We start from the raw sequence: 12,960 nt of genomic DNA, 5'->3' as shown, positions 1-12,960 counted from the left end.
GTCGAGGTTTGAAAAATGCGTGTTTTATTGACAGGTGCAACGGGTTTCGTTGGTCGTGCGGTATTAGGCCGCTTGGCGGCCTCTGACGATCTGGAGCCAGTGGCAGCCATTCGTGGGCACGCCTTGCCTGACTGTCCTTCGCGCGTTACTACCGTTCGAACTGCCGGGCTTAGTGCTGACACCGACTGGTCGCAGGCGCTGGATCATGTAGAGGTTGTCATTCATGGCGCGGCTCGCGTTCACGTCATGAATGACACCGAATCCGATCCGCTGGAGGCGTTTCGCAAGGTGAATGTCGAAGGCACGCTTAGCCTCGCACGACAAGCAGCCGCGTTGGGTGTTCGTCGCTTTGTGTTCATCAGTTCGATCAAGGTCAATGGCGAAGGTACGCCGATCAATCAGCCGTACTTCGCTGACGCGACCCCCGCGCCTGGCGATCCGTATGGCATTTCGAAAATGGAGGCCGAGCAGGGGCTGCGCGAGATTGCGACCGCCAGCGGGATGGAAGTGGTGATCATCCGTCCGGTGCTCGTTTATGGCCCGGGTGTGAGAGCCAACTTTCTGAACATGATGCGTTGGCTGGACAAGGGGATTCCCTTGCCATTCGGGGCTATCCATAATCGGCGCAGCCTGGTCGCGCTCGAAAACCTTTCTGATTTGATCGTCACCTGCATCCGTCATCCGGCCGCCGCCAATCAGACTTTCCTCGTCAGTGATGGGGAGGATTTGTCCACGACACAATTGCTGACGCGGATGGCGCAGGCGTTGGGTAAACCTGCACGCTTGCTGCCTGTGCCGAGCGTGTTGCTTGAGCGTGGTGCACAGCTACTGGGCAAGCAGGCTTTGTCCCAACGACTGTGTGGCTCGTTGCAGGTCGATATAAGCAAAACTCGGGAATTGCTGGGCTGGACTCCTCCGGTCAGCGTCGATGAGGCGCTTGTATCGGCTGCCAACTACTACAAGGAAAGGCAGCGCTAAGCTGGCTTATGACAGTGCCGGTTCAATTGCAGAATTGATTTTGGCTGTTTCAGGAAGTTGACCTTTGAACACAATATGGCTGTTGGCGTTGGTGGTGGGTGTTTCATTCTTGGGCACAGGTGCATTGCGCAAATACGCATTGGCACGCAGCTTGATAGATATTCCTAATGCGCGTAGTTCACATTCGGTTCCGACCCCTCGGGGTGGTGGTGTGGCTATTGTCGTGAGCTTTCTGATTGCGCTGCCTGTCCTGGCCTGGACAGATGCCGTGGCCTGGCCGATGGCGGTGGCTCTGCTGGGGGCCGGCGGCTGGATCGCAATCGTTGGTTTTCTCGATGACCATGGGCATATTGCCGCGCGTTGGCGCCTGCTTGCGCATTTCGGTGGTGCCATCTGGGCATTGTTCTGGATTGGGGGGATGGCGCCGATCAATCTGTTCGGCCACGAGTTCAGTCTCGGCTGGTTCGGTTATGTCGTCGCAGCGTTCTATCTGGTCTGGATGCTCAATCTCTACAACTTCATGGATGGTATTGATGGTCTGGCCAGCGTCGAGGCGATTTGCGCCTGTGTCGGTGCTTGCCTGGTTTACTGGATCGCGGGCCACAGCAGCCTCGCCATTGCTCCGCTTGTACTGGCGATGGCCGTCTTGGGTTTCCTTGTCTGGAATTTTCCGCCGGCGAAGATCTTCATGGGCGACGCCGGCAGTGGTTTTCTGGGCATCATATTGGCGGTGATGTCGCTCTATGCGGCATGGACGAACCCACTGTTCCTCTGGGCCTGGCTCATTTTGTTGGGCGTCTTTATTGTTGATGCCACCTTTACGCTCATTCGTCGGCTGTTGCGCGGGGACAAGGTTTATGAGGCCCATCGCAGCCATGGATACCAGTATGCTTCACGAAAATATGGCAGTCATCGGGCGGTTACGCTGGCAATCGCTGCCATCAATTTGTTGTGGTTAGTACCGGTGGCTATATTGGTCGTCATGCAGTACCTCGATGGTATGGCGGGATTGGTCCTGGCCTATGTGCCTCTGGTTTTGCTGGCTTTCAAGTTTCACGCAGGCGAGTTGGAAATCGCTGGCAAGGTGTGATGGACGCATTGGTTTTTGAGTATTGCTTTATCGGCAAGTGAGTTACCGAAAGCTGTAGTTGCTGTATCAATGCTAGGAGCTTCGAGAGGTGTTTAGAGGGGTTATGGATAAGATTCGGGCAAGGTTGTTAAGTCTGCCAAGACGACATAAGCGTATTCTGCAGGTTCTGACCGATATTTCGTTGGTCTGGTGTGCCCTGTGGATGGCGTTTGTCGTGCGCCTTGGGGTGGACGAGTTGGTCAACCCGTTCACTCAGCACGTCTGGCTTTTTGTCAGTGCACCTGTCATTGCCATTCCTCTTTTCGTCCGCTTTGGCATGTACCGTGCCGTCATGCGTTACTTTGGAAATGACGCGCTCATTGCCATTATCAAGGCAGTGACACTATCGTCATTGATACTTGGCGTTGTGGTGTACTGGTACAGCAATCATCAAAACGTCGTTCCTCGTTCGATCATTTTCAACTATTGGTGGTTGAGCCTGATCATGATCGGCGGACTGCGCCTGGCCATGCGTCAGTATTTCATGGGCGACTGGTTCAGTGCCGCTCAGCACGTCCCGTTCACCAGCCGGGATGACGGACTGCCGAAAGTGGCCATCTACGGCGCGGGGGCGGCGGGTAATCAACTCGTTACTGCATTGCGGATGGGGCGCGTCATGCGGCCTGTTGCTTTTATCGATGACGATAGCGGAATCGCCGACAGGGTGATCTCCGGGTTGCAGGTGTACACGCCCAAGCATATCCAACAGATGATCGACAACACTGGCGCTCAGGAAATTCTCCTCGCCATTCCTTCATCCAACCGTGGACGCCGTCGCGAGATTCTCGGGTTTCTCGAAGGCTTTCCGTTACACGTTCGGAGCGTCCCGGGTTTCATGGACCTGGCCAGCGGCCGGGTCAAGGTCGATGATATCCAGGAAGTAGACATTGCAGACCTGCTTGGGCGTGACGCAGTCCCGGCTCAGGCTGATTTGCTCGAGCATTGCATCACAGGGCAGTCCGTGTTGGTCACGGGCGCCGGGGGTTCCATTGGCTCCGAGCTTTGCCGGCAAATTCTGACGCTGCGCCCGACAACGCTTCTTCTGTTCGAACACAGTGAGTTCAATCTTTATTCCATCTTGTCCGAACTGGAGCAGCGGATCGCTCGAGAATCGCTGTCCATCCGTCTTTTGCCGATTCTCGGGTCGGTTCGTAACCCGGACAAGTTATTGGATGTCATGAAAACCTGGCGAGTGGACACGGTGTATCACGCCGCGGCCTACAAGCATGTCCCCATGGTTGAACATAACATTGCCGAAGGCGTGCTCAATAATGTGATAGGCACGCTCAATACGGCCCAGGCCGCGCTCCAGGCAGGGGTGGCCAACTTTGTCCTGATTTCCACTGACAAGGCCGTGCGACCAACCAATGTCATGGGTAGCACCAAGCGCCTTGCCGAGTTGACGCTGCAAGCGCTAAGTCGTGAGTTGGCCCCGGTGTTGTTCGGTGATACGAGCAATGTTTCCCGTGTGAACAAAACGCGCTTCACGATGGTGCGGTTTGGTAACGTCCTGGGATCATCGGGCTCGGTCATTCCGTTGTTTCACAAACAGATCAAGTCGGGCGGTCCGCTGACGGTCACACATCCGAAGATCACTCGATACTTCATGACCATCCCTGAAGCGGCACAGCTGGTAATCCAGGCGGGCTCCATGGGGCAGGGCGGTGATGTCTTTGTCCTGGACATGGGTGAGCCAGTGAGGATTGTCGAGCTGGCCGAGAAGATGATCCATTTGTCCGGCCTGAGCGTGCGCTCGGAAAAAAACCTGCATGGCGACATCGCTATCGAGTTCACCGGGCTGCGTCCGGGCGAGAAGCTTTACGAAGAGCTGCTGATAGGAGACAACGTGGCGGCCACACAGCACCCGATGATCATGACTGCCAACGAGGATCACCTGTCCTGGGATTTGCTGAAGGGCAAGTTGAGCGAGTTGCTCGCTGCGGTGGACCAGGACGACTATACGCGCGTTCGCCAGCTGTTGCGTGACACTGTCAGCGGCTACACCCCGGACGGTGAGATCGTTGACTGGATCTACCAGCAGCGCCGCCTGGAACCCTGATTGTTTCATATCCAGTAACGTACACATTTTTGACAGTTCAATAGCATCGCCTAAGTTTGGAGAGCGGCTTCGGAAAAGCTGCTTTCTCAAACGATGGCATGGAGCTTCACTAATGCGTACAAGCAGTTTCTACTCTCTGGTTTTCGCCCTGCTCACCAGCGTCTCTCTTACGGCAATCGCCGCACCTGGCAAGGCACCTGAGGTGACGAATGCGCCTCTGGCGCAGGATGTGGTCGCCAAGGCACAATCCGGAAAAGTCGACCTCAATAGTGCTGATGCACCTACGCTGCAACGTGAGCTGGTTGGAGTGGGCGAGGCCAAAGCGAAAGCGATTGTTGCTTATCGTGAAAGTAATGGTGCGTTTGCGTCAGTTGACGAATTGCTGGAGGTAAAGGGTATCGGTAAGGCGATTCTGGACAAAAACCGCGACAGGATCGAAGTGAACTGAGGTGTGATTCAACGACAAAGGCCGATCATTGATCGGCCTTTTTGTCTTTACCGAGACTTATGCCCGGCGGGTCAGTCGCTTGTATGATTCATTGTTGCCGCTCATCCGAACTCAGGCAAAGTACAGGTCAGCGTTGTTCAGCAACGTCGTCTGGCCAAGTAACGTGATATTGCCACCGTGAGCGCCATCGCCGGCGGTGTCGAAAGTCACAACCAGCCCATTGTCTTGCAGGGTTTGCGTCACTGCCTTGGTAGTCGTCCAGCCGTAGATATACAGGGTGTCTTCACCTTGTTTGAAGTCCTGGATGGTGTCCGAGCCCGATCCTGCGTTGAACACAAAAACGTCTCGCCCATTTCCGCCAGTCAACAGGTCGTTGCCAGTGCCTCCAACGATGAAGTCGCTGCCGTTTCCTCCAGCCAACACATCGTTGCCATCCTGGCCGTACAGCGAGCAGTTTGCATCCGAGTGAGACTGGATGATGTCATTGCCACTGTTTAATCCGCTGGTACTGCCAGCCAGTTCTGCGCCAAGCGTACCGGTGTAGAGGATTTTGTCTGCGGCACTGCCACCGTAGATTTTTTCGGCGTACCCGGAGCCAGGGTTGCCAGCGACGGCGGTGGTATTGAAGTCTTTGAGTGGGGCGGCGTTGAAAGCAAATGTAGCGTCTTTGGCGGTGAGCAGTGTCGTACGGCCTTCGATCAACATCCCGCCATCAAAGCGTGAGTCGCCATCTGTGTCATAGCGAAGATAGACACCGTCCGCGGTCACCTTCTGGTCGACCCTGAAGTTGAACTCCTTTTCCGAAATTTGCGTACGACCTGAACCGCCGGTACCGCTAACGCCGAGGAAAACCAGTTGGTCGGCACCTACGCCGAAACTGTCGATGGTGTCGTTGAAGCCGTCGCCCTTCGAAAACGCGTACTGGTCTGCACCGTAACCGCCAGACATGTAGTCATCACCAGTGCCGCCGACCAAAAGATCTGCCAATTGCCCGCCAATCAGGACGTCATTGCCCTCATTACCGTAAAGTTGTCCGCCGGAAAAACGTAACGCGAGTGTGTCATCGCCCGCTCCACCGATGAGCGTGGCGAACACCGGGCTGAGCGAGCTTCCATCATATGAAATGAAGTCAGCACTCGAGGTGCCAGTGATCGTGGCTCTCCCGTTGTTGGTGACGGCGTTGCTATCGGTAAAATGCGTGGAGGTCAGATCGTTAGCACCGCTGTCTACCGTATAGTCAAAAACTCCGCTCAGAGAATTGGCAATGCTGGCCAGTAAAGTATCGCTCAGACTGTCGTTACTGGTATAGAGCTTATGCTCAGTAGTAATAATTTGCGCGGCATAGAGATTAGCCAGGCGCAAGGCTTCTGCGCCTGTCTCTGACCATCCGGATTCAGTTGCATTATTAGGGATGAAATATTCAACGTCGTCTGCGTTCATCATGTCTTTGACGCCAACACGCTCGCCCGTTCGAACGTCGGTGTAATAGACGTTATAGTCCGCGTCCTGAATTTCCCATTTGTTGGTAGTTGTATTAAAAATTTCAAGGTACGTATGTCCCTGAAAGAATCCCTGGGAGTCTGAATACGTCCAAATGGTGCGTTTTTGCAGGCCTAGTTCCGCGCAGAGGCCGCTGAATACGTTAACCATATTGCCGCACAAAAGTTCTGCGCGTTCGGCAGTCGGGTCGCCTGTGACGGTCTTGTAAATTTGCTCGGCGGTATAGAAGGGGTCATTGCCGTGGGCAGCCCACCAGGCTCCATCCGAGTGAGTTGTATTGGTGGCCAATAGTTCGCGGGCGACGTCTTGCAGCAACGCGCCGGTTGCTGCCGCTTCTTCGCGGACGATATCGGCGAGTAAAGAAAAATAATTGATCAAAAGTGACTCCATATTGATTGGGTGGCGGCTCCCGATACCCGAATCGTTCTGCAAACGGCGTTGCTGGCCAAAGATTCACATATGTTACAGTTCTTTGGGCGGTATGTTAAAGAACCATTATCAGCCATAGCGGAATTATAAATCTTCAGAGAGTAAGGGCGAGCGCTGCTCGTCGATAGCATTGCTTTGCCAGAATATTGGCGATCTCATTCTTCAAACGTTGCTCAGGTGGTACACTCGCGCGCCCTGCAATCCCCCCGATCAACACATCAGGTTGTCAGTTCAGAGATGATACGCAGTACACCCGAAAACAGCCTGCAAGTAGCCCTGAGGGCCTGCAGGAGCAGCTTCATATCGGTGGGTTTTTTCAGTCTGTTCATCAATGCACTGATGTTGGTCCCGACCTTCTACATGCTTCAGGTCTACGGGCGGGTCGTCACGGGCGGTAGCCTGACGACGCTGGCCATGTTGACCATTATCCTGACCTTCCTGCTCGTGACGATGGGCCTGCTGGAGTGGGTACGCTCGCGGATCATGGTTCGTGTCAGCACCAGGCTCGACGTGCTGCTTGGTCGTGATGTCTACAGGGCCAGTTTCAAGCGGGCCTTGGACAGCGGTGGCATGGATGCCTCGGCCCAGTCGCTCAGCGACCTGACCGGGCTGCGCCAGTTCATGTCCGGGAACGGTCTGTTCGCGTTTTTTGATGCTCCGTGGTTGCCGATCTATGTCGCAGTACTGTTCCTGTTTCACCCCTGGTATGGTTGGACGGCAATCGGTTGTGCGGTGGTTTTGCTGGCGCTGGCCTGTATCAATGAGCAATCCACGGGCAAAGTTCTGGCGGAGGCCAATAAGCAGAGCATTGGTGCGACACTGCACACCACCAAGAACTTGCGCAATGCCGAAGTGATCGAGTCCATGGGCATGCTTGACTCCCTTATGTCACGCTGGAGTCTGCGTCAAAAGAATGTGCTGCTTTTGCAGTCCCGAGCCAGCGATCGCAGCGGGATCATCACATCGATATCAAAGACTTTCCGTTTGCTCGTTCAATCACTGATTCTTGGCCTTGGCGCTTATCTGGCGGTCAGCCATGAGATCAGCCCCGGTCTGGTGATTGCAGGTTCCGTGCTCTTGGGTCGAGCGCTGGCGCCACTGGACTTGATGATCGGCAGTTGGAAAGGATTCATTGCTGCCCGTTCACAATACGCACGTCTGAACAGCGTTCTCGACCAGCAAAGTGCCGAGCCGGAGCGGATGCAATTGCCCGCTCCAATCGGACATGTGACGGTAGAGAACCTCACGCTGGGAGCTCCGGGATCAAGGACCTCGATCATCAAAGGCATCGGTTTCAACGCGCCGGCAGGCGCCATGATCGGTGTTGTCGGACCAAGCGCCTCGGGCAAGTCGACGCTTGGCAAGGCCTTGATGGGCGTGTGGAAACCACAGCTTGGGGTCGTTCGTCTGGATGCCGCCGATATTGCCAATTGGGACAGAAGCCAATTGGGGCCGCACCTTGGGTATTTGCCGCAAGACATTGAATTGTTCGAAGGCACCATCAGCGACAACATCGCGCGTTTTGGTGTCGTTGATCCGGACAAAGTGGTGCTGGCGGCCAGGACCGCCAGTGTCCACGAAATGATTCTGATGCTGCCCAATGGCTACGATACGGTCATTGGCGAGGGGGGCATCAATCTGTCGGGTGGACAACGTCAGCGTATCGGGCTGGCCCGGGCACTCTATGGCAGCCCGCGGCTTATCGTTCTGGATGAGCCGAATGCTCACCTGGACGAGATCGGCGAACGTGCGCTGGCGTTGGCGCTGCAACAGTTGAAACTCACGGGGGCGACGGTCTTCGTCATCGCCCACCGGACCTCGATCCTGGCCCAGCTCGATCGCTTGCTGGTGATGAATGCCGGCACCATCAGCCTGTATGGCCCGCGGGATCAGGTCCTCGCGCAACTCAATGCGCCTCAATTGGCCGCCCAGCAAAAGCCGGCTGCCCGGGCTGGCACAGACGTCGCGTCGACCGACGTTTGACAGGAAACTCTCGATGAACCGTACGCTTGCTACTCCTGCCGATACTTTCGCAGATCTGCCCACGTCCGACATATCTATACGCCGAACAGGATTTTTCATTGTACTGGTGACGTTCGGCCTGTTCGGCGGGTGGGCGACGTTTGCCCCACTCGACGGTGCGGCCTACGCGCCGGGCGTCGTTACCGTGCAAACGTATCGCAAGACGGTGCAGCATCTGGAGGGCGGCATCGTCAAGGATCTGCTTGCCCATGACGGCGATGTCGTAAAGAAGAGCGACCCGATCATCGTGCTCGATGACGCTCAACTGCGGTCTGAATACGAGATGACCCGTAGCCAGTTGATCGCTGCCAGGGCGGCGGAGGCGCGCTTGCTCGCCGAGCGGGATAACCTTCCGACAATTGCCTTCCCAGGCGATGTCAATTCCGACAGTCAGCGTAGTGATGAGGCGCGTTTCGGCGAGACTCAGGTGTTCAACGCGCGGCGTAGCTCGCGACTTGGGCAAATCTCGGTCCTGCAAGAGCGTATTGGTCAGTTGAATCAGCAAATCAAGGGAACCGACACCATGATCGGTACCAAGACCAGCTTGCAGGAATCTTACAGTGGCGAAATTGCAGAGTTGAAAGAGTTGCTGGCCCAGGGTTTTGTCGACAAACAGCGGATGCTGGAACAGGCGCGCAAGCTGGACCTGCTCAAGTCTGAAGTGGCGGATCACCGCTCGACAAATATCAAGACCAGGTTGCAGATCAACGAAACCCAGTTGCAGATCCTGCAGATCGACAAGGACTTCAACGCCGACGTTACCAAGCAGTTGGCAGAGACCCAGACCAAGGCCTACGACCTGCAGGAAAAAGCCTCGGCGCTGGAAGATCGCCTGAGCAGGGTGATTATTCGCGCTCCGGAAGACGGGATGGTGATTGGTATGACGGTTCACACCATCGGTGGCGTTGTGCGACCTGCTACGCCCTTGCTGGATATCGTTCCATCCGTTTCCGACCTGGTGGTCGAGGCGCAGGTTTCGCCCAATGACATCGACCGAATCGCTATCGGCAAGTTGGCAGACATTCGCTTCAGCGCCTTTAACACGGCCACGACACCTGTCATCGAAGGTCGAGTGACGAGTGTATCCGGCGATCGTTTGATCAACGAGAAAACCAGTGCACCGTACTACCTCGCGCGCATCAGTGTGACGGGGGAGGGTGCGCGGAAACTGGGAGATCGCAAGTTGTTGGCGGGCATGCCGGCAGATGTATTGATCAACACCGGAGAGCGCACCATGTTGCAATACTTGATGCAGCCGGCACGTGACGTTATCGCCCAGTCAATGATCGAGGAGTGATCGTGCGTCTGTTTCCTTGCCTGGTTCTGGGTTCGATGGCATTGCCTGTCCATGCTGCTGAAGCGCCCACCGCCCGCCCCTCTATCACTACGCCGCAAACAGCTTCGGTCAGTAAACAGAGCTACTCGGTCGACTTGATGCAGTTGTACCGCGAATCGCGCCTGGAGGATCCTCGGGTGATCTCCTCTTACTCCAAGGCTCAATCCGGGATCGAGCAGCAAAACCAGGCGTTTGGCAGTCTGTTGCCCTCGGTGACGGCCAACGCGGGTTTCAACCGGATCAAGCAGTCCAACCTTCAAATCGACGAGGCCTACGACAGTCGCAATTATTCGGTGGGGTTGACTCAGCCGTTGTATAACAAGGCTGCCTGGGAAAACTACCAGCGCTATAAAAGCCTGGCCAAGCAGGCTGACTCCGAATCAAAAGAGGCCCAGGCCGAGGCCACGGTGGATCTTGCGCAGCGATATTTCGCTGCGCTGGCTGCCGATGATGAACTTGAGTTGGTGCGAGCCGAACGCAGGGCTACCCAGAAGAACCTCGACAGGGTCAGTGCGCTTTACAGCAAACAATTGGCGATGGTTACCGATTTGCTGGATCTCCAGGCCCGAGTCGATTCGCTGGCTGCCCAGGAAGTCGAAGCGCGTAACCAGTCCAGCCTGAGCCGTGTTGCGTTGTCGGAAATTATCGGACGACCGGTCAAAGAGAAGCTGAGTCGTGTGCGTAATGACGTCGAATTGAAGGTTTCCGCCGAAAGCCTGGAGAGTTGGGTCAATTTGGCGATCGCCGACAACCCGGCGATCAAGGCCAGTGAAAATGCACAGGAAGCAGCAGAGGCTGCCTTGCGCGAAGGTAAAGGCGGGCACTATCCCACGGTCAATCTGAACCTGAGTGCGCAGCAGAGCAACGAAGGTTACAACAATTCGTTGGCGCCACAGACCGACAGTTATGTCGCGGGTGTGGGAGTACAGATACCGATCTATAGCGGTGGTACGACGTCCGCGCGGGTAAGGCAGCTGTATCAGGATCAGCTCACCGCAGAACAACAGTTGATAGCGACGCGTCGGCAGGTGGTCAAGGAAACGACAAACGCGTATTTGACCGCAGACTCAAGCGTGGAAAAGATCCACGCCAACCGCAATGCATTGGCCTCGGCCGAGCAATCGCGTATTGCGGCTGAAAAAGCATTTACCTATGGCGTGGTTAATGCCGTGGATGTTTTGACCGCTGTGCAGAACGAATTCAAAGCACGTCGCGATCTACTCAAGACCCAATACGACTTTATAACCAACCTTTTTATCCTGAATCGCTGGGCCGGAAAGCTGTCGGAAGAAAGTGTCGAAAACGTCAATCTCTGGTTGAGTGGAAATGATCAAACGATCACTTCACCAGAGGCGCTGCGGGAGTAAGTTGTCGTCCGTCACGCGCTCTTTGCGTAGCGGGACTGGCAAGTTGTATTGTCAAAAAAACGATGTTGGTATTTTTTGGGGGATACAGGATGGTACTAAAGCCATTGGTCAAGTCGGGCTGCGCTTGAAGAGCAAGCGCAGCCCTCGACAATTAGCGACGTGATGAATGCAGAGACAGTACGGCGCGACGAATGATGGCGACACCCAGGCCGAGCATGAATCCAAAGATCAGGCCAAATCCAACGATCAGGGCTTTCTTCGGTTTTATAGGCGCTTGAGGTTCCGTCGCATCCTTATCAATATTGACCAATTTTAACTGATCGAAGTTTACATTCAGTTGCTTCAGGTGAGTCAACTCACCGCTGATGTCCGCGAAGTCCTTGAGAAACAGCTCAGGATGATTCCGCTCCTTGAGAAGTGCTGCTTCGCGGTTAGTGGCCAGCAGGCTGAGCTCTTTTTGAATCTCATCAATACGCGGCTCGGTGAAGTCATCGGAATGACGAGCTACCAAGGTGGCACGCTCCGCTTCCAGTGCCGCCTGCCCCAGGAAGTACAGAGGTATCTTCTGGTTGTTGACTTCCGTGCGGATCATGTTGCCCTGATGCGCTTGCTCTCCATCTCCCAGCGCCGAAGGTGTGGTGGGTTTTACAATTCCGAGTTTCTTGGCGATGACAATGGCTTCATCAAGCTCTTTGATGCGGTTTTGTCTGCGGCTTTGCAGTTGTTGACGCAGTGCTTTGAGTTCATCTTGAAGTACTTGCTTTTTTAGCTGATCTTTTTCCAGCAAGTGGGCAATTTTGGAGTCTTTCTCTGCCTCATAAGCGGACTTTTTGGACTCCAGTTTCTTTTCAGCCTGGTCGATGCGGTTGGCAATCAATGTTTTTAAGTTTGAAGCAACTTTTTCCTTTTCGCCTTTAACAACGAAGTCGGTAAAGTCCCTCAAGATGCCTACGCCATCTATACCCTGAGGATATCTGAGACTAAGGCCAACGGCTTCGGAAAGGCTGGAGCTTTTTTTAGGGTCAATTTTCTCAAGCGAAAATGCTTTTTCGTTGAACGTCTCGAATGCGCTCTCAATGGATTGTCCAGGTGCCTGCAATGGCGCAAGGTACTGCGGATTGGCTTGGAAGAACTTCAGGCGGACATCATAAGACTGCATTGATGAGCCGACGATATTCAGTGCGTCTTTTGGCAAGAGCTTGTAAAGCCCGGACTCATTCAACTCATCCAGGTCTGCCAGAGGGACAGGGCGGACAGTGGTTTCAACTTCATATTCCGGAGTTGCCAACAGGGCATAAGCAATAGCGGCGGTAACAGTTAGTGCAGTAAACAATAAAATAATTGCTCTTTGATCCCAAAGGCTACCGATAAGCTCCTTTACTTCAACGACTTCCTGTCGGGGGGTATCAATAGTGTTTACTGGAATGTTCATTACGCGCTCTAAAAATTTGGACAGACTCTCCAAACTATGTTTGGAAATTGCCGTCATCTAGGTTAGAAAACTTTACATTTGATTAAATTTTTTGGATTTTCCAGCATTTGTTAGCAAACAGCAAGGGTAGGGAACTGTCACGGATGTGAGCGCAGTCGCGGCTCAGACATCGCCTTGAAGGCCTTATGGTCTGGCCCCTGTCGCTCTGTGATCGTTGAAAGCGCTTTGTCCATTCGCCCTACCGTTTATCGGTCGGCTTG

General features: G+C 54.6%; 9 protein-coding genes. 7 read left to right on the top strand and 2 right to left on the bottom strand.

Annotation, left to right across the window (positions count from 1 at the left end; genetic code table 11):
• Nucleotides 1-15: 15 nt before the first annotated feature.
• The 4 genes from AC3WTM_RS07335 (at nt 16) to AC3WTM_RS07320 (ending at nt 4,614) form a co-directional block, all read left to right on the top strand.
• The gene (locus AC3WTM_RS07335) at nt 16-978 is read left to right on the top strand and encodes a UDP-glucose 4-epimerase family protein (RefSeq protein WP_090457123.1); all 963 of its coding nucleotides are present in this window, start codon (nt 16-18) and stop codon (nt 976-978) included.
• Between the two features lie 64 nt (nt 979-1,042).
• Nucleotides 1,043-2,068 carry an MraY family glycosyltransferase gene (locus tag AC3WTM_RS07330; protein ID WP_102671969.1) on the top strand — a complete coding sequence of 342 codons (1,026 nt, stop codon included), beginning with the start codon at nt 1,043-1,045 and terminating at the stop codon, nt 2,066-2,068.
• A 103-nt stretch (nt 2,069-2,171) separates the two neighbouring features.
• On the top strand, nt 2,172-4,166 hold the full coding sequence (locus tag AC3WTM_RS07325) for a polysaccharide biosynthesis protein (protein ID WP_102671968.1): 1,995 nt from the start codon (nt 2,172-2,174) through the stop codon (nt 4,164-4,166).
• A 112-nt stretch (nt 4,167-4,278) separates the two neighbouring features.
• The gene (locus tag AC3WTM_RS07320; protein WP_102671967.1) at nt 4,279-4,614 is read left to right on the top strand and encodes a ComEA family DNA-binding protein; all 336 of its coding nucleotides are present in this window, start codon (nt 4,279-4,281) and stop codon (nt 4,612-4,614) included.
• Nucleotides 4,615-4,725: 111 nt separating this feature from the next.
• Here the strand turns inward: AC3WTM_RS07320 and AC3WTM_RS07315 are convergent, their stop codons facing one another.
• Nucleotides 4,726-6,492: a calcium-binding protein gene (locus tag AC3WTM_RS07315; protein ID WP_102671966.1), complete on the bottom strand. Its 1,767-nt coding sequence runs from the start codon at nt 6,490-6,492 to the stop codon at nt 4,726-4,728.
• A gap of 291 nt (nt 6,493-6,783) precedes the next feature.
• Between AC3WTM_RS07315 and AC3WTM_RS07310 the strand changes: the two genes are divergently transcribed.
• The 3 genes from AC3WTM_RS07310 to AC3WTM_RS07300 are packed head-to-tail and all read left to right on the top strand — an operon-like array spanning nt 6,784 to nt 11,268.
• Nucleotides 6,784-8,526 (top strand): type I secretion system permease/ATPase, encoded by a 1,743-nt coding sequence (locus AC3WTM_RS07310; RefSeq protein WP_102671981.1) that lies wholly within the window; start codon nt 6,784-6,786, stop codon nt 8,524-8,526.
• A 13-nt stretch (nt 8,527-8,539) separates the two neighbouring features.
• Nucleotides 8,540-9,862, top strand: coding sequence for an HlyD family type I secretion periplasmic adaptor subunit (locus AC3WTM_RS07305; RefSeq protein ID WP_102671965.1), 1,323 nt, complete (start codon nt 8,540-8,542; stop codon nt 9,860-9,862).
• A 35-nt stretch (nt 9,863-9,897) separates the two neighbouring features.
• Nucleotides 9,898-11,268 (top strand): TolC family outer membrane protein, encoded by a 1,371-nt coding sequence (locus tag AC3WTM_RS07300; protein WP_102671980.1) that lies wholly within the window; start codon nt 9,898-9,900, stop codon nt 11,266-11,268.
• 151 nt (nt 11,269-11,419) lie between these two features.
• Here AC3WTM_RS07300 and AC3WTM_RS07295 read toward each other — a convergent pair whose 3' ends face one another.
• Nucleotides 11,420-12,700 (bottom strand): Wzz/FepE/Etk N-terminal domain-containing protein, encoded by a 1,281-nt coding sequence (locus tag AC3WTM_RS07295; protein WP_102671964.1) that lies wholly within the window; start codon nt 12,698-12,700, stop codon nt 11,420-11,422.
• Between the last annotated feature and the right edge of the window lie 260 nt (nt 12,701-12,960).

Source organism: Pseudomonas sp. EU05-FHT14B02 (genome assembly GCF_058791055.1).
Note: the sequence above shows the minus strand (reverse complement) of the source record. Positions and strands in the feature narration are given on the sequence as shown.